We start from the raw sequence: 20,972 nt of genomic DNA on the forward strand, positions 1-20,972 counted from the left end.
TGGGAAAAGCTGCGCGCCGGGGAGTACCAGGCGGCGCAGTTCAAGCGGGTGCGCAAGGACGGCCGCCCCGTCTGGATCGAGGGGTCCTACAACCCGCTCCTCGATGCCACCGGCAAGGTGGAGAAGATCGTCAAGTTCGCGACCGACGTTTCCGACCAGATCAAGCTGCTGGCCGACCTGAAGACGCTGATCGACAACAATTTCGGCGACATCGACGCGGCGATCGGCCTCTCCCTGGCCGAGGCCGGATCGGCAGCCCGCGCGGCGGACGAGACGGCCGGAAACGTGCAGACGATCGCCGCGGCGGCCGAGCAGCTCGCTTCCTCCGTGGGCGAAATCTCCGGGAACATGGCAAAATCCCGCATCGCCACGGAAAATGCCTCCGAGCAGGCAAGCCTGGATGCGGAAAGCACCGAGAAACTGACTGCTGCCGCCCAGGCCATGAGCGGGGTGGTCAGCCTTATCCAGAGCATCGCGGGGCAGGTGAACCTGCTGGCGCTGAATGCGACCATCGAGGCGGCGCGCGCCGGCGAGGCTGGCCGGGGCTTCGCCGTGGTGGCGGCCGAGGTGAAGAACCTGGCGAGCCAGACTGCTGACGCCACCAAAAAGATTGCGCAGGAGATCGAGGGGGTCCAGTCCATCTCCGACACCGTCACCGGCACGCTCTCGACCATTCGCCAGGCGGTTGAATCGGTGCGGGAGAGCGTGGCCGTGACGGCTTCGGCGGTGGAGGAGCAGAGCGCCGTGACCAGCAGCATGTCCGCCAGCATGGGCAGCGCGTCCAAAGCTGTAGGAACTGTCTCGGCCAGTGTTGGGCAGATTTCCGCGGCCGTGAACCAGGTGGCTACAGCCGTTTCCAACACGAAGGAAGCGGCAAAAATCCTCGTTCGGTGAATCCGCCCTTCCTGCCTTCGACGCGGACGGCACAGGGGCGGCGGGGAGTGTGTTGCATCGGTTGGCATGGTGATCCGACTGACGGCGAAGCGAGCCGCGGCCTCTCGGACCGAGGGCTGATCCACTAATGAGCGGATTGCGCGACGAGACCGTTATCAGCTGCTTGCAGGCAGCATACTGCCGGGGAGGATGACGCAGGAGGTCAGCACTCGAAAGATGCACAACCGCGTTGTTGGTCGCCCAAATCATGCGGAACGAGAGACACCGCAACACCGTAGGAGGCATTCATCATGGGCGGCATTCTCCTGACCGACCGCCAATCGCGTAAGTCAGGCGGATTGCATAAGCTGCTCGTGAGGAAAGTGCATAAAACCGCGGCTCGGTCCTTCTTCACAGAGGGCGAGGCTGCCGCGCGCTTCCTTGCTGAACGCGTAGGTGCCCTGCAAGCAGTGATCAAGACGAGTACGGTTGGGATTGCTGAAGTCGACACCACAACGTGTCAGTTCGTTCAGGTGAACTCCCGCTTCTGTGGCATGACAGGGCGTACTGAGGACGAGCTGTTGAACGGACTTGGTCCAGCGGACGTTGTGCACCCCGACGACCTCGAAGCCGAAGTCACCCGCTGGCAGGTTGTTCGCCATGACGGCAAGGGCTGGGATGTGGAGCAGCGATATCTACAGCCCGGCGGATCCGTCGCTTGGGTGCGGCTGAGCATGACGGTTTCCGCAAGGGACGCCGACACGCGGCCGACGCACTGCGTTGCCATTGTCCAGGACGTCACGGAGTACCGCACTGCGATCGAGCGGCTCCGGTCGAGCGAGGAGATGCTTCGCGTCGGTCAGATCGCCGGCCGCATCGGCAGCTTTCGACGCGACCTTGCCACCGGTGCGCTTCACTGTAGCCCGGAGCTGCGTAGGATCTTCGGGTTACCCGCAACTGACGAGCCCCTTCCGTCCGACGAATGGATGCAGGCCCTGGTGCCCGAGGACCGACCCCGTCTCGCCGCCCTCATACGGGACGCCATGGTCCGCCGGGACGCCGGCATCAGCTGCGACTTCCGTATTCGCCGCTCCCTTGATGGGGCGCTCCGCTACGTTGAGATGCGGGCCCGCTACGAGTTCGATGCTCAGGGAAAGCCAGTCGCCTCAGCCGGTGTCCTCATCGATGTCACCGAGCGGCGCCACGCTGAGGAACGGCTGCGGGTGAGCGAGGAGATGCTCCGACTAAGCCTAGCGATTGGGCAGATCGGCACCTTCTGGCGTAACCTGGATACGGGCGAGGTTGAGGGTGGTCCCGAGCTTCGGCGCTTGCTCGGGTTGCCTGCAGCAGACGGTCCTATCCCAATCGGCGCTCTCCTGAGCATTATTGTTCCTGGTGACCGAGCACGGACACTGCAATCCATCCACGGCGCGCGAGCGTGTTGCGAGCCCGACTTGTCGTGCGACTTCCGCATTCGTCGCGCCTCGGACGGGCTGGTCCGCCATATAGAGATGCGGGCCCACTACGAGTACGCTGAGGACGGGCGGGCGATCGCAGCCGCCGGTGTCGCCATTGATGTAACCGAACGACGCGAGGCCGAGGCGCAGGTCGCGCACATGGCCCACCACGACGCCTTGACCGGCTTGCCCAACCGGTTGCGCCTTCGTCAGCGGTTGGACGAGGCCTTGGCGTGGGCCGGGCGCGGCGAGGGCTTTGCCGTGCTCTGCGTCGACCTCGACCGCTTCAAGGAGGTGAACGACACGCTCGGCCACCCCACAGGCGACGCCGTCCTTCGTGCCGTTGCCGACCGTTTTCGAGCGGAGTTGCGCGAGACCGATACTCTGGCTCGACTGGGTGGTGACGAGTTCGCTATCGTGCAGGCAGGTATCGACCAGCCGAGCGGCGCGATTGCTCTCGCCCGGTGGCTGGTGGCGGCGGGTTCAGTTCCCCTCGACATTGACGGCCAGCATGTCTCGGTGGGCGCCTCCGTGGGTATCGCGCTGGCGCCCGAGGATGGGCTCGATCCTGACGCTTTGCTGAGAGGCGCCGATATGGCCCTCTACCGTGCCAAGGCCGATGGACGCGGCACCTGGCGCTTCTTCGAGCCCGAGATGGACGCGCGCATGCAGATGCGTCGTGTCCTCGAACTCGACCTGCGCCGGGCGCTCGCCGCACGCGAGTTCGAGGTGTACTACCAGCCCATCGTTGGCGTCATGGACCGCCAGGTGACCGGGCTGGAGGCCCTGGTACGCTGGCACCACCCGGAACGCGGCCTGGTGCCGCCCGATCACTTCATCCCGCTCTGCGAGGAGATCGGCCTAGTCATCCCTCTCGGCGCGTGGGTCCTGCGCCAGGCCTGCTCCGAGGCGGTGTCCTGGCCCGGTCGACCTAAGGTCGCGATCAACCTGTCGGCCGCCCAGTTCGCCAGCACCGAACTGGTCGAGTGCGTCGCGGCCGCCTTGGCCGCCTCTGGCCTGGAGCCCAGGCGCCTCGAGCTTGAGATCACCGAGACCGTGATGTTGCGCGATGCCGAGGCCACACTGGCCACGCTGCACCGACTCAAGGCGCTCGGCGTACGGATCGCGATGGACGATTTCGGTACTGGGTACTCGTCCCTGAGCTACTTGCAGCGCTTTCCGTTTGACAAGGTGAAGATCGACCGTGGGTTCGTCTGCAGTGTCGACGACTCACGGAAAAGCACTGCGATCGTTCGCGCGGTCACCGATCTCTGCAGTGCCCTCGACATGACTACCACGGCGGAAGGGGTTGAGACCGAGGAGCAGTTCGCGGCGTTGCGCCGTCAAGGGTGTGATGAGGCACAGGGCTACTTGTTTAGCCGACCCCAACCTGCTGCCGACGTACCGGCGATGCTCGCCGACGTCGCGGCAGCAGCGAGCAGGGGAGCAGCTTGACCCCAGCGGATAGTGCTCAGGATCGGGGATGACGAGGCTGGGCTGCCGGAGCAGCCCCGGCCTGCAACGTGGGGCCAGCTGTACTAGAAATCCAACTCATCCAAGGACTGACCAAGCATCTCGGCGGCGAGTCGTTTGGAGAGGATGGACAGGGCACAACAAGGTCGCTGGTGTTTCGGACGGCTGACCGTCCCAATCAGATCCTTACCCTGAGCCAGCCGTCAGCGAACCGAGGTTGTTTGAAAGCGGCCGAGGGCTGTTCTGAGACAAACGAGGCATCGGACTGCTTCGTCAGGTGGCAAGGCGAGCAGGGCGACAGGGTCGATCTCCCTAACCTGGGCGGCAACCTGCGTGACGCCCAGCCCGTCCAGGGACGCGGCAAGGCAGGTGAGATCGCGGCCGAGGGTCGCCGCGAGCTGCGCCCAGAGGCGCAGCTCGGCCACGGTGTCTGCGGCGTCCATCCGGAGTCCCTAAGCCGATCGGATGGCGGTGAGGAAGGTGACTACCTGGCCGTTGAGGGCCTCCGCCTGCTGGGCAAGCTCGCCGGCGGCCGAGCGGACCTGCGAGGCGGCCTCGCCAGTCCGCTCCGCTCCCTGGGTCACGCCCGAGGTGTGGCGCGAGACCTCCTTCGTGCCAGACGCCGCCTCGGCCACGGCGCGCCCGATCTCCTGGGTGGCCGAGGACTGCTCCTCGGCCGCCGCGGCCACCTGGGCGGTGACGTGGTTCATTGCCTCGATCGTGCGCACGATGCTGCCGATTGCCCCGACCGCTTGGTCGGTCTCGCTCTGCATGGCGGCGATCTGGGCGCCGATCTCCTCGGTCGCGTTGGCAGTCTGGGCCGCCAGCGCCTTCACCTCGGAGGCCACCACAGCAAAGCCTCGGCCCGCCTCCCCCGCGCGCGCCGCCTCGATGGTGGCGTTCAGCGCGAGCAGATTGGTCCGGCCGGCGATGTCGTTGATGAGGCTGACCACGGCCCCGATGCCCTTGGCCGCCTGGGAGAGACCCTGGACCGCCGTGTCGGTCGCCCGGGCATCGGTGGTGGCCTGCTGGGCCATGGTGGCGCTCTCGGCGACGCGGCGGGCGATCTCGGAGATGGAGGCGGCGAGCTCCTCGGCGGACGCCGCTACGGTCTGGACGTTCATGCTCGCCTGCTCGGAGGCGGCGGCCACGGAGACGGCGCGCTCGGTCCCGTCGCGCGCTGCCCCCTCCATCTCGCCGGCCGTGGCATCGAGTTCCGTCGCCGCGGCAGCGACGCTGCGCAGAACGCCTGCGGCCTCAGCCTCGAAGCCGCGAACGAGGGTGTCAACGCGGGCGGCACGCTGGACCTTGACGGCGGCCTCAGCGGCCTGAGCAGCCGCCAGGGCATCGGCCTCTTGGAGGCCGGTGCGGCAGGTGTCGACCGCCCGAGCCATGTCGCCGAGCTCGTCGCCGCGCGCCGTCTCGGGCAGGTCGAACGCGTAGTCGCGCCGGGAGAGGCGGAGCATGCTCGCGGCCAGCCGGGCCATGCCGCCGCCCACGTCACGGGCGAGCCACAGGGCGGAGAGGATGGCCAGCAGCGCCGAGCCCGCCATGACCGCCAGGATGAGCCAGAAGGCCCGGTGGTAAATGGCCTCGCCAGCGGCCGCGGCGGCCGCGCCGGCCTCGGCGTTGAGGGCGATGTCCGCGCTTAGGGCCTCACGGAGTCGGTTGAAAGCAACACGTGCTTCGCCGGAATAGAGCCGGACGGCAGCGGGCTGGTCGGTGCGCGCCAGGTCTAGCAGGCGGGGGCTGAGGGCGAGATAGTCTCGCCAGCCCTGCCGGACAGCGTCGGCCATGCGGCGTTCTTCGCCGTCAGAGATCATGGGCTCGTAGGCACGCCAGAGAGTCTCGATCTCCTGGCCAACGGTGGCGATGCTCTGAGCCTCACGCAACTTAACCTCGGGATTGTCAGCCAGCATGAAGGTGGCTTGGAACAGGCGATAGCGGCTCAGCGTGGTCTCCAGGCGACCGAGGAGACGGGTGGAGGGCAGCCAGTTATTGCGGATGTCGGCCGCGCGGTCATTCACCCCGGCGAGTTGGGAGAGACCAACCCCGCCGATGGCGAACAGCAGGAGGAGGAGAAGGCCAAAGCTGGCGAGCAGCTTGGTGCGGGTACGCAGGGAACCCAGGAAAGCCACGACCATTATTCTCCGAGGGGACTGTTCGGGAATGTAGCTCCAGGAGGTTTCGGGCGGATGAAGGTGGTCTGAGCCCGGAGAAGGCGCTGTGTATGGAGCAATCTCGCGGTGTCGTCCGGAATCGTAAAGCCGTCGTCACTCAGCGGTACTGTCGTTAACCCTCGCTTTATCGCTCATCCCTAGCCTGCCGCGACTTACTCGGCGGAGGCGATCATGGAGGGGGTAGAAGGCCAGGTGCGGGACTTACAGGCCAAGGTCGAGCGCTGTGTGCGCCTGGCCTCCCTGAGCACCCAGCCGGAGGACGCAGCCATCCTGAATGGGCTCGCCGCCATCACGCGCCATCAGCTGTCTGACCTGCGCGCCATGATCGCTGCGAGGCAATAGGCGGAGGAGCAGCGGCCTCGACCCAGCGGCGGTAGCCCAATAGCCCCGGTCAGCCCTCCAGAAAGCTGCGGAGCTGCCTGGAGCGGGTAGGCTGCTGCAGCCTGCGAAGGGCGCTCGCCTCGATCTGCCGGATGCGCTCGCGCGTCACGTTGAAGTGCTGGCCGACCTCCTCAAGCGTGTGTTCGGTGTTCATGCCAACCCCGAAGCGCATGCGCAGGACACGCTCCTCGCGCGGGTTGAGCCCGGACAGCGCTTTGTTCGCGGCATCCCGCAGGCTGGTTTGCACGGCTGCATCCAGCGGCATGACGGCGTTCTCGTCACGGATAAGGTCACCGAGCTGGCTGTCCTCTTCATCGCCCAACGGTGTCGCAAGGCTGACCGGCTCGCGCGCGATCTTCTGGACCTTGGTCACTCTCTCGACCGGTAGGCCCATCCGTTCCGCAAGCTCTGCCGCGCTCGGTTCCCGCCCGAGGTCCTGCACCAGCTGCCGTGAGGTCCGGTTCAGCTTGTTGAGGGTGTCTGCCATGTGCACGGGAACACGGATGGTGCGGCCCTGATCGGCCAGACCACGCGTGATGGATTGGCGGATCCACCACGTCGCATAGGTGCCGAATTTGAAGCCGCGGCGGTAGTCGAACTTGTCGACCGACCTGATCAGGCCAACGTTGCCCTCCTGAATAAGATCGAGCAGCTGCAGGCCTCGGTTGGTGTATCGCTTGGCCACAGCAACAACCAAGCGAAGGTTGGCCTCGATCATCTCCCCTTTCGCCCGGTTCATGTCGCGCTCGCCCTGTGACACCAGGGCCTGCACACGGCGAAACTCCTCAATCGGCAGGCCCGCCTCGGCGGCGATGGCGAGGATCGGTGCGCGTGCCTCCTCGGCTTCCGCGGCGTGCCGCGTCGCCAGAGCCATCCACCCCTTCCCTTTGCGTGAAGCCAGGGTGGCTACCCACACGGGCGCGGAACCGGAAGCATGATAGGCTGTGAGGAAGTCGTCGCGCCCGACTCCGGCCACCTGAGCGACCCGGAGCAGGCGGCCCTCGGCGCTCGTCAGGCGCTTGTTGACTTGGCGCAAGCCCTCCACGAGTTCCGCCAAGCGCGTCGGGTGGAGGTGTAACTGGCCTACCAGGATAACCAACTCGCGCCGGCCTCGCGCAAACCTCGCCTCGTCAGCCGGCTTGAGGGCACGGCCGTCGGCATAAGCGGCCATGCGGCGGGCCTGGAGTTCCCGTAGGCTTTCCGACGCCGCCTCGATGGCGGCGAAGGCCGCTGAAGCCCCTGGCCTGAGCTGCTGCTCGAGAGCAGAAGCCGGCGGTCTGGTCCCCGCCTCGCTTTCGCCCTCCAGGCCGTCGTCCTCTTCAAGGCTGAGACCATCGGCGGTGTCGGCGGTCGCCTCCAGGTCAAGGATCTGCCGCAGCGGCATGCTTCCGCTCTGGAGCGCCCGGTACCAGCCCACGATTGCCGTCAACGTCATCGGGGACTGGCAGAGCCCCTCGATCATCATGCTGCGACCAACTTCGATGCGCTTGGCGATGGCGACCTCGCCCTCTCGGCTGAGGCGCATGACGGCTCCAGCCTCTCTCAGGTACAAGCGAACCGAATCGGTCGTGCCTGGACCGTTCTCTTCAGCGGCGTCGCTACCCTCCTCTGGTGCCGCGCGCGGCTGCTCCTGATGAACCTGCTCCTCTTCCTCATCCTGATCCTCATCGGCAACATGGATGCCAGCAACGGAGAGGACGGCGAGCACCTCCTCAAGGCGGTCGGCAGGGAAGGCGGCGGATACCTCGGCTTCGGTGACGTGGCCCCGGCTTCGTCCAAGTTCTACCAGGTCATGAAGGGTGCTGCTCTTTGCCTCAGGCATTGAGTCCGAGAGCATCCTCTCCTGCTCCTTCGGTGTCAGTTCGCTGTCCTCGTCCATCGCCGACCTGTTCGCTTCGTTGAGTTCCCGGTTCATGCCGGCGCTCCTGGTCGCGTTTGTCACAAGCCAGCGGCCTTCCGGGCGCTGGCATTCGCGAGCCCGGGCTACTGCCTCTGTGTAAGCTCGGCGGTTGCTGGTAGGACGCTGGGGATCTGCGTGGCGGCGCAGGCACGGTTACGCCCGCCGCGCTTCGCCCCGTAGAGGGCGCAATCGGCCTCCTCGACGAGCGGATCTGGCAGCTGCCCGGGTTGTGGGTAGGCGGTCGCTATCCCGATGCTCACGCTGACCCACCCCAGGGAACTTGCGGCATGGGGGATCTCCAGGGCAGCAACAGCGTCGCGAAGGCGCTCGGCCATCGTCCAGGCGCCTACGGCATCGGTGTCGGGCAGGAGGACAACGAATTCCTCCCCCCCGTAGCGAGCTCCCGTGTCGACGGGGCGTAGCAGGGCGGAGCGGATGCAGGCCGCGATGCCTCGGAGCACCCGGTCGCCCTGCTGGTGCCCGTAGCTGTCGTTGTAGGCTTTGAAGAAGTCAGCATCGAGCAGCAGGAGGGAGATCGGAAGCGCGTTGCGGGCGGCACGGCGCCACTCCCGGTCCAGGACCGCGTCGAACTGGCGCCGGTTTGCGAGCCCTGTCAGCCCGTCCGTTGCTGCCATGACGGAGAGCCGGTCGGCCGCCTCGGTCAGCGCCTTCTCCGCCTCCAAACGACGTAGCATCTCACGCTTGAAGAGCAGGCAAAGGGCGACGGTCGCGCCGCATAGCACCAGCAGGATGGAACCAAGGCTGCTCACCTTGTTCCACCAGGCGGCGTAGACCTCGGCGGTCGACACACCGACGCTCAGAATAAGCGGCAGATCGCCCACATGGCGAAAGGTGTAGAGGCGCTTGACACCATCTAACGGCGCTTCCGCGACAAAGCGTCCTGATGGTGAGGCACTGACCCGGCGGAAAGTGTCAGAGCCGCTGAGATCGCGCCCCGCGTCGCCCTCGCGGAAGGGGTGGCGCGCGACCACGGTCCCATCCCTCCGAAGCAAGGTCACCGATCCTTGAGAGCCAAGGTCGAGCTTGCTGAACAGGTCCTGGAAGTAGGCCAGTCTCATGGCGCCCATGACGACGCCCTGGAAGTGCTCCCCCTCATCGGGCAGGCGACGGCTGATCGCGATGCTCGGGTCGCCCCTCCGCAGGCGGCTCTGGTAGGGCCGGCTGATGTAGAGCCCGGCATCAGCCCGCTCCTGATGGACGCGGAAGTATTCACGATCAGCGAAGTTGAGCCGTTCTGGCACGAGCGATGTGGAATTGGCGACAATTGTGCCTTCTGGGTTCAACACGAGAACCGAGCCGAGGTACTCGGCGGTGCCAGCGCGATCGAACAGAGCCATGTGCCGGACTTCAGGAGTGGCGAGGTCAAGCCCGGGCTGGCTCAGCGCGACGCTGGTCCCCTGCAGAGACAGATCATAGGTGTGAATGTTGCGCGCGATGTCCCCCTCAAGGGCACGCGTCAGGTTGGTCGATGCCTGCTCTGCCTGGCGCCACGCGTCCGACCGGGCGTCCAGCAGCACGAGAGCGCCCAGCCCGAGCACGCCGACAGCGACACTCATCCCCGCGAGGGTCAAGGCTCGGACCACGGTAGTCGGCCTCCAAGTCCGTGGACGAAAGACGTTCGGACGTCCGGCCGCTTCCTGCATGTCCCACCCTGTTGCTGCCTTGCTCGACCACGGGGATCGTTGCGACATCCAGAACTCTAGCAGCATAAAACTCACGGTGTCGTGAGGTATTTTGGTGTAATGAACCAACCCTCAGGAAATCAGTCACCATTAAGAATAAGCAATGTTCTGCGCCATGTATTGCTATGCCAGAACAATCTTGTTGAGGATGGACGATGCCATCTGCTCCACTGCCACGTGACGAGGCCGGGCGTCTCAGCGCCCTGCGCTCCCTCGACATCCTGGGCACGCCTACGAGCGAGGTGTTCGACAGCTTCGTGCGGGTGGCCGGTGCCCTCTTCCACGCGCCGATGGCCGCGATCTCGCTCCTCGAAGCGGACCGGCAGATCTTCAAGGCGATCGTCGGTCCGCCGATCAGCGAGACGCACCGGGATGCCTCGTTCTGCGCCCACGCGATCCTCAGGCCGGACGAGGTGCTCTGCGTTCCCGACGCCCGGCTCGACCCCCGTTTCTGCGACAATCCCAATGTCCTCAGCGAAGGAGGCATCCGCTTCTACGCCGGGGTCCCGCTCCTGGCGGAGGATGGCCACGCCCTCGGCACGCTCTGCGTCGCCGACCAGAAGCCGCAGACGCCGGACACCTGGCAGCTGGACCGGCTGCGTGACCTCGCCACTGGCGCCTCGGCCGCCATCCGCCTGCACGGCGTGATGCGCCGGCTGGAGATGGACGCCCGCTCCGACCCGCTGACCAATCTTGGGAACAGGCGCGAGTTCGAGGCCACGCTCGAGCCGCTGGCCGGCCATGGCGCCACGCTCTTTCTGCTGGACCTGGACGGGTTCAAGGCCATCAACGACGTCTTCGGGCATCCGGGCGGCGACCTCGCCCTGCAGGAAGTCGGCAGACGGTTGCAGGCGGCGGTGCGTGCCGGTGACCATGCCTTCCGGCTCGGTGGCGACGAGTTCGCCCTGCTCTGCCCCGGCATGACCGCGACCGAGGCACGCCAGGCGCTTGCGCATCGCATCCATGCCGCCATGGCGGACACCTTCATGATTGAGGGGCAGGCCGTGCCGCTGCGGACATCGATCGGTGTCGCCGGGCTGCCCGACGACGCGACAACGCCGCCCGAGCTCGTCCATCTTGCCGACGTCGCCCTCTACGATGCCAAGCGCGCTGGCCGGGGAAGGACACGCCATGCTGGTTGGCCGCCTGCCGTAGAACCGGGGGCAGCGACCGCCGACACGCCGGCTCAGCCCGCCCTGCCACGCGCGTGCAGCATCGGTCGGATGGACCTGGCGGACCGTTTGCGCCGGGCGCTCGTGCCGGGCGGGGCGGAGCCTTTCACCCTTGCTTTCCAGCCGGTGGTTGCCCTGAGCACTCAGCGGACCTCCTCGCTCGAAGCCCTGGTCCGGTGGGACGTCGGCCCGGGGACCTCCATTCCTCCTTCCGAGTTCGTCACCCTTGCCGAGCGGCTCGGCCTCATCTCGCATCTGGACCGCTGGGTGCTCGCCGCCGCCTGCAAGGCGGCCGTCACCTGGCCCGAGCCCTGGCTGGTCTCGATCAACGTCTCGGCCGTGTCGTTCGGCCTTATCAACGTCGCCGCCATGGTTAAGGACGCCCTTGCGTCGAGTGGCCTGCCCGCGGCCCGGCTCGTCGTCGAGATGACCGAAACCGCTCTCGCGGGAGATGCGGTACAGGCCAAGAGGGCGATCCAGGGTATTCGCGCGCTCGGCGCCAGGGTCTCGCTGGATGACTTCGGCGCCGGGCATGGCTCGCTCACGACACTGCGGCAGTTCCCCTGCACCGGCATCAAGATCGACCGAAGCTTGGTCAGGGAGATCTGCACCGATCCTGTCCAGGCGCACATGGTGAGCCTCATCGCCGAGTTCGGCCACGCGCTCGACGTCAGGGTGGTCGCGGAAGGTGTAGAGACGGCCGGCCAACTCCGCGCCGTGGCAAGCTGCGGTGTGTCCCTCGTTCAGGGCTTTCTGCTGGCGAGGCCTGCTCGGGCGGCGGACGTCGTGCGCGCTGCTCGGGAGGCCGAGGTCAACGTGCAGCGGGCGCTGGCCGGCGGCATTCCAAGACCGCTGGCCAGCTTGCCGGCGCCCAGGCGGGGTGGCATGGTCGGGATCGGCCTGGCTGCGCACCGGGACACGTCATCGGAGACGGTGCTCGTCCCCTGCCCCCCGCTTCGGGCGTTCCCGGACATTTAGCAGTCATGTGGGGCGGCACGTGTGCCATGGCAGCATCAGCTTGAGACCAGGAATGTGCGAGAGCGCACTGTCGGCAAAGCCTTGCCCGAGCAGGTCCGCTCTGGAAGTGCCCGCCGCGCAGGTAACCTGCCTTAGCGGCGGCAGCCCGCCAGCACGCCATCGGTTGTCGGCGAGTGGCTGAACGCCATCACCACTCCGCCCTCCCTGTGTCCGAGGAGGCAGGATAGGCTGAGCGGCGCTGAAGGCCCTTGTGCAGGACGAGGTGTCTGACGGCGGTGTTCCTACGTTGAAGGGGCATGGTCCCGCTGATCGCCGCCTTCCTGGCCGTCCTCTTGCTGTGCATCGTGCTGCAGGACGCCTTCAAGGTGATGCTCCTACCCCGGCGCGTGCATCGGCATCTTCGGCTGAGCCGCTTGTATTTCGGCCTGAGCTGGGCAGCCTGGTCGGCCCTGGCCCTTCGCCTACCTGTCGGTGCGCGGCGGGAGCGCTTCCTCGGGGTGTTTGGCGCACTGTCGATGGTGGTGCTGTTTGCCTTCTGGGGCACGGCCCTAATCGCCGGCTTCGGCCTGCTCGAGTGGGCCTTGCAGGCAGATCACTCCCCGTGGTCGGCTCCTCCCGGAGCAGATCTACATGAGCGGGGTCGCCTTCTTCACCCTGGGCTACGGCGATGTGGTCCCGCATACGGCCGCGGCCCGCGTCGTGAGCGTCGTCGAGGCCGGCACTTGGATCGGCTTCATCGTCGTTGTGATCGGCTACCTGCCGGTGCTCTACCAGCTCTTTGCCCGACGTGAGGCCCACGTGATCCAGCTCGACGGCCGCGCCGGGTCTCCGCGCCAGCGTGCACCATGCTTTGCCGCCACGTCGCAGGCGGTGGTCTGGACAAACTCGACGAGCTGCTTCGCGAGTGGGAGGTCTAGGCTTCCGAACTACTGGAAAGCCACCTCTCCTATCCCATGCTCGTCTATTACCGCTCACAGCACGACAACCAGTCGTGGCTCGCGGCCACCGCCGCGGTGATGGATACCTGCGCGCTGATCCTGGTCGGCGTCGAGGAGCTGCACCCTCTACAGGCGCGCATGACCTTCACCATGGCGCGCCAGGTCATGGTCGAAATGGCGCGCTCCCCCCGGGTGAGCCCGTCGCGGTACGACGGAGGTGACCGCCTGCCGCGCGAGGCGTACGACCGGTTGGAGAACCGGCTGCGCGCGGCCGGACTGAAGTGGCGGGGCGGGGCGAATGCCGAGGAGACGCTCGCTGCCCTTCGCGCGACTTACGAGCCGCTGCTTGACGGGCTCGGGTCTGCCTTGGTGCTGAGCCTGCCGGGCTGGCTGCCGGCCGATGATGCCGCCGATCACTGGGAGGGCGGACACCGGGGTCCGATCGCCAGCCGGCTCATCGAACAGCTGACCGACAGGAGCGAGAGCAATGTTTCCTCGCATCAAGAGGGCCGGCTGGTCGGACGCCTGCGCGCACGACTGCGGCGGCAGTGAGGGTGGTCAGTTCACCCGTATCACACAGGTCGCCAGTGGCCCGCTCGTCCGTACCTGCGCCAACGCTGAACTACACGGCGCTCGCACCAGGTCCGCCAACGTGGTCATCAGATTCCCCGTGGAGATCGGCTTCAGAAGGACAGGTGCGGCGGTATACCTGCCAAGCTCAGGGGCTTCGTAGCCGGTCGCGAAGACGAACGGCACACCAAGGGCAGTGAGCTTGTCGGCGACGGGAAGGACGCTCCCATCGCCGAGCCTCACGTCTAGGACCGCAGCATCCAAGGTACCCTCCGCTCCGACCTTCGTGAGCAGCCTGAGGGCGTCCTCGGCGCTTGCGGCGGGCCCGACGACCTCAGCTCCTGCTTGGCGCAAGCAGTCCTCGATCAGCATGGCGATCAGGCACTCGTCCTCGGCCACGAGGATGCGCCGGCCCACAAGCTCCAACATTCGCAGAGGTCCTCAAGGCCACCAGCGCCCCGAGAGTACGCACGATCTCGTTACCATAACATAACTAATATGCACCGATATGGTGGGAAGTAACGCGTCCTGTGGCAGTCGTCCGAGCCTCAGGAGCGCCGGCTATCCAGGAACTGCCAGGCTGCTGTTCAGGCTTCAGCCCTCGCCCTCCAGGCGCACCAAGTCTTTCACCAGATCCCAGGCCCAGAGCTCGGCCACGGTGCCGTGAACCGTTTCATCCGAACCCCTGGCCTCTGCCCTGGCTGCGAGGGCCTTGGCAACGATGCCGGCCATTGTCATCGGGACGGCAGCACTGATCGCGTCCCGGTTCCGCTCGTAGGCCTGCCAGCGCCGGCAGTAGCCATGACCGGCACCTTCGGTCTTCAGCTCCGCAAGCAGGGTTGGATGGGCGTCGCAGAGGCGGATCAGCTCGGCGTCCGGGTTGTGGGCTGTCGCACGTGCCGCCAGGGCCGCGAAGTCGAAGGAGGGTTCCATGGTCCCGCGTGTCCGCTCCAAAGGCTGTTCGAATGTCTGGGGCAGCCGGGAGTTAACGCACGAGGCGTGAATTTATGGTGCATCTTCGGAATAATGCGCTCGTCCCTTGCTTGCCGCGGCACTGGCACTCGCTCAGCGCTGCGCCAGAAACTTTGGCCGCCTGAGCGGCAGCGCACGGCCCTCTACTGCGACACCTCCATCGGTGAGCAGGCCCGCGCGGCCACCTGGGCGAGGCTCTTCAGGCGGAGCGCGGTCAGGCCCGAGCCCGGCAGGGCGGCGGCGAGCTGCTTGATGCCTGGGATGTGGGACAAGGCGGCGTCGGCGAAGCTTTGCCCGAGCAGATCCGCTCCGGAGGTGCCCGCCGCCGTCCAGGCCAGCCGCCGTAGCAGCGCGAGCGTCACCGCCGCACCCGGGCGCATGCCGTGGATCGCCGCGACCTGCCGCAGCAGCGACAGCCCGCGCAGCCCTGCCAGCACCCCATCCAGCGCCGGCGAGGGGCTGATCGCCACGACCACCCCGCCTTCCAGCGCCGCCCGATTCCCTGCCGTCCGTGTGGCCTCGCGCAGGGATCCGCCCAGGTGCTTGCGCAGGGTCGCCCGCAGCAGCGGCACGTCGGGCGCGCTGGCGACCGCCTCCCGCGCGGCGGCAAGGTCGGGCAGCCGCTCGAGCCGGCTTATCCATTCCAGTGCCAGGACGCGAGCGGGCGCGACCGGCGCGTCATCCTGCAGCAGGAGGGCGCGCAAGGTGTCGACCTCCTGCAGCTGTTGCAAGGATCTCACCTCCCGTCACAGGCCCACGGCCCGGCTCTGGACCTATGTGCGGGATGACCGGCCCTTTGCCGGGCCAGCCCCACCGGCCGCCCTGTTCCACTTCTCCCGTGATCGCACAGCCGAGCACCCTAGGCGCCACCTGGCCGCCTACGCCGGGATCCTGCAGGCTGACGCCTATGCCGGGTTCGGCGAGCTCTATCGGCCCGATCGCAAGCGGGGGCCGATTACCGAGGCCGCCTGTTGGGCCCATTTCCGTCGAAGAGCCTTCGAGCTCGCCGAGGTCGCCCGCGCGCCACTCGGCGCCGAGGCCGTGCGGCGCATCGACCGGGTGTTCGACGCCGAGCGCGAGGTGAACGGATCTCCGGCAGCCGACCGCCTGCAGCACCGCCAAACCCTCGTGGCCCCGCTGGTCGCCGACCTCCACGCCTGGATGCTCGAAACCAGGGCCAGGCTGCTCGCCTCAACGATCTCGCCAAGGCGCTGGACTACGCCCTCAAGCGCTGGGACGCGTTCACCGGGTTCCTCGCCGATGGCCGCATTTGCTTGACCAACAACGCCGCCGAACGCGCCCTCCGCGGCGTCGCCCTTGGCCGCAAAGCCTGGCTGTTCGCGGGCAGTGACCGCGGCGGCGAGAGAGCGGCCGCCATATACTCGTTGATCGTCACCGCCAAGCTCAACGACGTCGATCCGAGCGCCTGGCTCGCTGATGTGCTGGCGCGGATCGCTGACCATGCAGCCTCGAAGCTTGACCAACTCCTGCCGTGGAACTGGACGCCCAAAGCCACGCCACTCTCAAAAGCCGCATGATCGTAAACTGCGGCACCGATGTCTAACGTTTAGGCGGCCAAGCCCCGAACACTTCGGTATTGGGCGGGTAGGTGACAAATGTACTGCAGCGCGCATCGCATTCCTGGGCAATCCCGACTTCTATGACGCAGTCGGGCGGCCCGCGATCCAAAAATGGGTGAGTGTTCGTCGGATGGAACCAGACCTCATTGCCGGGGCCGGAGCGGACCGCGAAATAGTGGAGTGTACCGTAACCACTGCTCAACTCCGAACCCCGCCACTCGCCTCGTTGGCCGAACTCCCGCAACACTTGGTCCATGGGGATGCAAACGGCCTCTGGTACCAGGCGGAACTCCAGCAACACGCGCCAACGCGACAAGTAGCCGCTCGAAGATGGGCTATCGCGAGGTCCAGCCCGTAGCGAGGCGGCGGGTCTCCTCGTCTGCGATAGCCAGGCCGGCCCCTGTGTGACCGAGACCATCAGCCACTGCGATGGTCCGGGTGTGCTCCCATCCATCCGCCACTGAAGCCCGAGCAGACGTTCTGAGATCGCTGGATCCCGCGCCGTACCAGAGTCGGCGACCGCCATTATGCGGCGCAAGAGCTCGTCCGGTCCTGACAGTACTCGGCTGTCGTAAGGCGGAAGTGGCTCGACGCAACCGGCCACGCTCAACGCGAAGCCGGTCCACCAAACTGAAGCCTTGGACCGCATCGCGTCCTCGAAGATGACCAATATTGCATGCCCAACCAGCCAAGCATGGCAATCCAGCCACGTGAAGGCGTGCGGCCAGAGCTGTACCGCATAAATCCCTCTAACGAAGGCGGCCCTCGCCGGACGGCTACGATGCCGACGCTGGGTGGATCGCCGCGTCCACCCTGACGACGAACGACGTCGACGACGCGTCGCAGATTGGTCCCTTGCTCGACCAGATGGCGGACTCACTCGCATCCTTCTCAGCGGATGGCGCCTACGACCAGGACGGCGTCTATGGTGAGGTTGCTGCCCGGCATGCCGATGCTGCGGTGATCGTGCCACCACGGTCCAGTGCCATTCGGAGCGCCACGGCTGGGGCGGCGCCAACCCAGCGCGACCAGCACCTCAGGGCGATTGCTGAGCGGGGACGCTTGGGCTGGCAGAAGAGGTCTGGCTACAACAATCAGGCCCTGGTCGAGGCAGACATCAGCAGGTTCAAGCGGGTCATCGGCGGCGCGACATGGCGCGTTCGCGCACGGACGAGCGCCGTGCGACCGAAGTGGCCGTCGCTGTCCGTGTACTGGACCGCATGCTTGAGCTCGGACGCCCGGAGTATGTCCGCATCACGTGAACGCGGATGCTCCCGCGGTTCACTGCGCCTGCAAGCTGATCCGTGCAACACAGTTCCGCAATACCGCATTCAGCGCTTGGCGCGATGTGACCAGAACTTGACGACCGTGTGAGGAGGGCTGCGCCAGCTAAGGTGTTCCTTGGCTCCTACCTCGCCAACCTGACGACGCCCGCTTCGGTCTTGTTCGTCATCGGGGCAGCCTAGCGCAGGGTGCCTTACAGGAGGACAGCGGAACAGAGGCGGTCCCCGTGCACACTCAGAATGGGCCGATACCTCCGGTTCGTATTAATTCCTGGCCCTTGCGGGCACACCACCTGAGACCCAGGCTTCGCGACAACTTTTCGCCAGGGCAGGCAGCAATGCCGAGCGGTCCGTTGGACGCTCGCCCCTGTGTCCATGCCCCGCCATTACGATTCAACAGAAATGCGCGCCACGTGTTTCCACAGGCACCACGTAAAGGCTCTGACTTGCGGTCATGAACAACTGATTTCGCCTCGTGCCACCGAAGCAGATGTTGGCACAGATCTCCGGCAAACGGATCTGGCCGATGCGCTGCCCATCTGGCGCAAACACATGCACACCATCATAGCCCTCACCAACCCAGCCCGCGCCCACCCAGACGTTGCCCTGCTCGTCGCAGCGGACACCGTCACCAAAACCCGACTTGCCGTTCAACTCCATGTCGCAAAACGTGCGCGGGTTCCGCAGGACCGGACCGTCGACGTCATAGACCCAGATGATGTTCTTTGCCTGCGGGTAGTGGCTCGTGCCGCTGTCTGCCACGTAGAGCCGACGATAGTCCGGGCTGAAGCAGAGGCCATTCGGCTTAAAGGCGTCGTCTGCCACCTTTGTCACCTGTCCGTTCTGCGCGTCGATGCGGTACACCGCCTCCTTGATGAAGGGGCGTGGGCTGTTCGCGCTCTCAGGCGTGCGCTGCCCCTCATAATTCATGAGTGCTCCGTAGCCGGGGTCGGTAAACCAGATGGCACCGTCCTCCGGGTGCACGACCCCGTCGTTGGGCGCGTTGAAGGGACCATCCGGGCCGCCCGCGGCGAGCACCGTGCGTCGCCCGTCCGCTTCATAGCGCACCACGTCCCGATCGAAGTGTCGGAACGCGATCTGTCGCCCTTCGCGATCGAATGTATTTCCGTTCGAGAAGCCGGAGGGCGAGCGAAAGCGGCGGTGGACCGAGTTGTCCTCCTCGTTGAGGCGTAGGCACTCGTCGTTCGGGATGTCGGACCAGACCAGAAAGCGGCCGGTCGCGTGCCAGGCAGGGCCTTCGGCCCAGGCAAAGCCGGTGGCCAGTCGCCGGATGGAGGAGTTGCCAAGCGAAGCCTTAAAGCGCCTGGGATCGATCGACACGATATCTGCATCCGGATAGCGCACCGGTGACGCACCGCGTTCGTAGCTACGCTGCGCACTGGCAGGCATGGCAGCACCGGCCGCGAGCGCGCCAGCTACCACGCCCAGCATAGCACGGCGGCCGGTCGCATTGGGTTCGTGTTCGATCATGTGTTTCCTCCGGAAGACGAGCCCGTTGTTCGGGCTACTCTGGAGGGAACATTGGCACGGGCGCCAGCGACAGCACCAGCCGCAAGCTTCCTTGGCCGCGTCGTGAAAGGCGCCGGCTTTCCTTGACCATCCCCGCTTGCCTCACGAGCCCTGTTGGCGGGCCCCTTGACCCTTGGACGCTCCTGCGGACGAATACTTTAGCCGCGAGACACCAAAAATCTCCGGTGGGAGGAACCTGAAAATGATTTCGCATCGGCATCTGTTCGGCTTGCTGGGGGCTGGGGCGCTCGCCGTTGGGGGCATCTCGTTCTGCCCGGCGCTGGCCCGTACGCCCGAAGCCCGCATGGCGAAGGTCGATGAGGCCGTCCGTGGGCTCGTCGAGGGACGCAGCACGCCGGGCATTGCGGTGCTGATCCTCCAGGAAGGCCGCCCCGTCTACAGCCGTAGCATGGGCACGCGCGAGCCGGGCGGCACTGCGCCGGTCGCAGCGACGGACATGTTCCGCTTCGCTTCCATGACCAAGGCTATCACCTCCGTCGCCGCGATGATCCTGGTCGAGGAGGGGCGGATCGGGCTCGATGAGCCGGTCAGCCGCTATCTTCCCGCGTTCTCGAACCTTCGGGTACGTGGAGCTGATGGAAGCGACACGCCGGCCGCCCGGCCGCCCACCATCCGCGAGGTGATGACCCACACGGCGGGCTTTTCCTACAACTTTATCAACCGTCCCGTCATCGTGGATGCCTACCGCGAGGGGCGGGTCACCGACGGGCTGGACCAGCCAGAGGTCACGACGGCCGAGGCGATGCGCCGGTTGGCCCTGGCGCCGCTCGGCTACCAGCCGGGAACAAGTTGGGAGTATTCCCTGACCACGGATGTGCTCGGCGCGGTGATTGAGCAGGTGGCAGGTGGCACGCTCGGTGCCTTCGTGACGGAGCGGATCGCGAAGCCGCTCCGGATCGAGAGCTGGGTGTTCAACGCGCCGGAAGCGGCACGGTCCCGCTTCGTGCCGGTAACACGCCCGGGGCAGCCCACGGGCACGCTTGGTACGGGCTATGTCCCAGTGACAACCACCGAAGGCGTTCCTTATCCTGCGACGCGGGGTACCGCGACCCTCGACCCGAACCGGGCCTTCTCGCCGGTTGCCTATCACTCGGGTGGCGCAGGTATGAGCGGTACTCTCGGGGACTACGCACGCTTCGCCCAGATGCTCCTAAACGATGGTGAGCTGGATGGGGCGCGAGTGCTGCGCGCCGAGACAGTGCGGCAGCTGACGACGAACGCCACGGGCACCATGCCCACCCTACGCGGGCCGGGTTGGGGCTTCAGCCTGGGCCTTGGCGTGGTGACCGACCCTGCCGCTGCCAAGACTGGCCTGCCCTCCGGCAGCTATGGATGGGGCGGCATCTACGGCACGCAGTTCTGGATAGACCCGACGAACCGCGTGGTTGGGGTTGTCATGACGCAGACGGCCGTCATCGGATCGGGCCCGATCGCCAACGCGGTGCGGGAAGCATTCTATGCGCCGGACTAGGGTCAGGACTCATTGATCCAGAAGAGCACGGCGGCCGCGAGGCAGATGGAGGATATGACGGTGTGGGCGCATCGGTCGTAGCGCATGGCGACGCGGCGCCAGTCCTTCAGGCGGCCGAACATGTTCTCGATGGTGTGCCTTTGGCGGTAGAGGGCCTTGTCGTACGGGAGCGGCACCTTGCGGCTCTCGGATGAGGGTATGCAGGGCTCGATGCCGCGCTCGCCCAGGGCCTCGCGAAAGCGGTTGCTGTCGTAACCCTTGTCGCCGAGCAGCTCCTTGGCGCGTGGCAGGCGGGGCAGCATCAGGGCTGCCCCTTTGTGGTCGCTCATCTGCCCCTCCGAGAGGAGAAGGATCACGGGCCGACCCTTGCCGTCACAGACGGCATGGAGCTTGGAGTTCAAGCCGCCCTTGGTGCGCCCGATACGGCGGGGAACATCCCCTTTTTGAGCAGGCTGGCGGCCGTGCGGTGCGCCTTGAGGTGGGTGGCATC

At 66.4% G+C, this 20,972-nt stretch carries 15 protein-coding genes and 3 pseudogenes; 9 read left to right on the forward strand and 9 right to left on the reverse strand.

Annotated elements, in window-relative coordinates; genetic code table 11:
* Positions 1-894, forward strand: an 894-nt coding sequence (locus tag BO39_RS26190; protein WP_043839326.1) for a methyl-accepting chemotaxis protein, incomplete at its 5' end; no start/stop codon positions are given.
* 290 nt (positions 895-1,184) lie between these two features.
* Complete coding sequence (locus tag BO39_RS30500) at positions 1,185-3,785, forward strand: sensor domain-containing protein (protein ID WP_052402781.1); 2,601 nt, start codon at positions 1,185-1,187, stop codon at positions 3,783-3,785.
* 221 nt (positions 3,786-4,006) lie between these two features.
* Here the strand turns inward: BO39_RS30500 and BO39_RS26200 are convergent, their stop codons facing one another.
* Complete coding sequence (locus tag BO39_RS26200; RefSeq protein WP_043839329.1) at positions 4,007-4,246, reverse strand: hypothetical protein; 240 nt, start codon at positions 4,244-4,246, stop codon at positions 4,007-4,009.
* A gap of 9 nt (positions 4,247-4,255) precedes the next feature.
* Positions 4,256-5,941, reverse strand: coding sequence for a methyl-accepting chemotaxis protein (locus BO39_RS26205; protein WP_169742853.1), 1,686 nt, complete (start codon positions 5,939-5,941; stop codon positions 4,256-4,258).
* Between the two features lie 213 nt (positions 5,942-6,154).
* On the opposite strand from BO39_RS26205, the gene BO39_RS33130 reads away from it, so the two are divergent.
* The gene (locus tag BO39_RS33130) at positions 6,155-6,325 is read left to right on the forward strand and encodes a hypothetical protein (protein ID WP_156963948.1); all 171 of its coding nucleotides are present in this window, start codon (positions 6,155-6,157) and stop codon (positions 6,323-6,325) included.
* Between the two features lie 49 nt (positions 6,326-6,374).
* Here BO39_RS33130 and rpoD read toward each other — a convergent pair whose 3' ends face one another.
* On the reverse strand, positions 6,375-8,279 hold the full coding sequence (rpoD, locus tag BO39_RS26210; protein ID WP_084698546.1) for an RNA polymerase sigma factor RpoD: 1,905 nt from the start codon (positions 8,277-8,279) through the stop codon (positions 6,375-6,377).
* Positions 8,280-8,347: 68 nt separating this feature from the next.
* Entirely contained in the window at positions 8,348-10,036 is a 1,689-nt protein-coding gene (locus BO39_RS26215; RefSeq protein ID WP_156963949.1) for a sensor domain-containing diguanylate cyclase, read from the reverse strand.
* A gap of 86 nt (positions 10,037-10,122) precedes the next feature.
* Between BO39_RS26215 and BO39_RS30505 the strand changes: the two genes are divergently transcribed.
* From BO39_RS30505 to BO39_RS30510, 3 genes are all read left to right on the forward strand, one after another.
* Positions 10,123-12,117, forward strand: coding sequence for a putative bifunctional diguanylate cyclase/phosphodiesterase (locus BO39_RS30505; RefSeq protein ID WP_052402785.1), 1,995 nt, complete (start codon positions 10,123-10,125; stop codon positions 12,115-12,117).
* Positions 12,118-12,747: 630 nt separating this feature from the next.
* A complete protein-coding gene (locus BO39_RS31770; RefSeq protein ID WP_084698548.1) occupies positions 12,748-13,134 on the forward strand; it encodes a potassium channel family protein in 387 nt (128 codons plus the stop codon).
* A complete protein-coding gene (locus BO39_RS30510) occupies positions 13,071-13,607 on the forward strand; it encodes a hypothetical protein (RefSeq protein WP_052402786.1) in 537 nt (178 codons plus the stop codon). Before BO39_RS31770 ends, BO39_RS30510 begins: the two co-directional genes overlap by 64 nt.
* A 6-nt stretch (positions 13,608-13,613) precedes the next feature.
* Here the strand turns inward: BO39_RS30510 and BO39_RS26230 are convergent, their stop codons facing one another.
* The 3 genes from BO39_RS26230 to BO39_RS26240 all read right to left on the reverse strand — a co-directional run bounded on the left by BO39_RS26230 (position 13,614) and on the right by BO39_RS26240 (position 15,301).
* Positions 13,614-14,054 carry a response regulator gene (locus BO39_RS26230; protein WP_084698550.1) on the reverse strand — a complete coding sequence of 147 codons (441 nt, stop codon included), beginning with the start codon at positions 14,052-14,054 and terminating at the stop codon, positions 13,614-13,616.
* 165 nt (positions 14,055-14,219) lie between these two features.
* Entirely contained in the window at positions 14,220-14,558 is a 339-nt protein-coding gene (locus BO39_RS26235; protein ID WP_043839332.1) for a hypothetical protein, read from the reverse strand.
* A 182-nt stretch (positions 14,559-14,740) separates the two neighbouring features.
* Positions 14,741-15,301, reverse strand: a complete 561-nt coding sequence (locus BO39_RS26240; protein ID WP_169742854.1) for a DUF697 domain-containing protein — start codon at positions 15,299-15,301, stop codon at positions 14,741-14,743.
* A 52-nt stretch (positions 15,302-15,353) separates the two neighbouring features.
* Between BO39_RS26240 and tnpC the strand changes: the two are divergent.
* Both tnpC and BO39_RS35440 read left to right on the forward strand, forming a co-directional pair.
* Positions 15,354-16,135: pseudogene (gene tnpC / locus BO39_RS31775) on the forward strand (IS66 family transposase); the annotation flags it as partial.
* Between the two features lie 855 nt (positions 16,136-16,990).
* Positions 16,991-17,290 (forward strand): annotated as a pseudogene (locus BO39_RS35440) (transposase); the annotation flags it as partial.
* Positions 17,291-17,853: 563 nt separating this feature from the next.
* On the opposite strand, the gene BO39_RS26250 reads toward BO39_RS35440, so the two are convergent.
* Positions 17,854-18,951 carry an SMP-30/gluconolactonase/LRE family protein gene (locus BO39_RS26250; RefSeq protein ID WP_043839335.1) on the reverse strand — a complete coding sequence of 366 codons (1,098 nt, stop codon included), beginning with the start codon at positions 18,949-18,951 and terminating at the stop codon, positions 17,854-17,856.
* A gap of 241 nt (positions 18,952-19,192) precedes the next feature.
* Here BO39_RS26250 and BO39_RS26255 point away from each other — a divergent pair, with 241 nt between their 5' ends.
* Positions 19,193-20,482, forward strand: coding sequence for a serine hydrolase domain-containing protein (locus BO39_RS26255; RefSeq protein ID WP_052402787.1), 1,290 nt, complete (start codon positions 19,193-19,195; stop codon positions 20,480-20,482).
* A gap of 2 nt (positions 20,483-20,484) precedes the next feature.
* On the opposite strand, the pseudogene BO39_RS26260 reads toward BO39_RS26255, so the two are convergent.
* Positions 20,485-20,972: pseudogene (locus BO39_RS26260) on the reverse strand (IS5 family transposase); the annotation flags it as partial.

The sequence above is a fragment of the Roseomonas aerilata DSM 19363 genome, from assembly GCF_000711725.1.
GTDB lineage: Bacteria > Pseudomonadota > Alphaproteobacteria > Acetobacterales > Acetobacteraceae > Roseomonas > Roseomonas aerilata.

What these genes read in the sequence shown, in the direction of transcription:
- BO39_RS30500 (WP_052402781.1), top strand. Translation starts at nt 1,185, where the DNA reads ATGGGCGGCATTCTCCTGACCGACCGCCAATCGCGTAAGTCAGGCGGA.
- BO39_RS26200 (WP_043839329.1), bottom strand. Translation starts at nt 4,246, where the DNA reads ATGGACGCCGCAGACACCGTGGCCGAGCTGCGCCTCTGGGCGCAGCTC.
- BO39_RS33130 (WP_156963948.1), top strand. Translation starts at nt 6,155, where the DNA reads ATGGAGGGGGTAGAAGGCCAGGTGCGGGACTTACAGGCCAAGGTCGAG.
- rpoD (WP_084698546.1), bottom strand. Translation starts at nt 8,279, where the DNA reads ATGAACCGGGAACTCAACGAAGCGAACAGGTCGGCGATGGACGAGGAC.
- BO39_RS30505 (WP_052402785.1), top strand. Translation starts at nt 10,123, where the DNA reads ATGCCATCTGCTCCACTGCCACGTGACGAGGCCGGGCGTCTCAGCGCC.
- BO39_RS31770 (WP_084698548.1), top strand. Translation starts at nt 12,748, where the DNA reads ATGAGCGGGGTCGCCTTCTTCACCCTGGGCTACGGCGATGTGGTCCCG.
- BO39_RS30510 (WP_052402786.1), top strand. Translation starts at nt 13,071, where the DNA reads ATGCTCGTCTATTACCGCTCACAGCACGACAACCAGTCGTGGCTCGCG.
- BO39_RS26230 (WP_084698550.1), bottom strand. Translation starts at nt 14,054, where the DNA reads ATGTTGGAGCTTGTGGGCCGGCGCATCCTCGTGGCCGAGGACGAGTGC.
- BO39_RS26235 (WP_043839332.1), bottom strand. Translation starts at nt 14,558, where the DNA reads ATGGAACCCTCCTTCGACTTCGCGGCCCTGGCGGCACGTGCGACAGCC.
- BO39_RS26250 (WP_043839335.1), bottom strand. Translation starts at nt 18,951, where the DNA reads ATGATCGAACACGAACCCAATGCGACCGGCCGCCGTGCTATGCTGGGC.
- BO39_RS26255 (WP_052402787.1), top strand. Translation starts at nt 19,193, where the DNA reads ATGATTTCGCATCGGCATCTGTTCGGCTTGCTGGGGGCTGGGGCGCTC.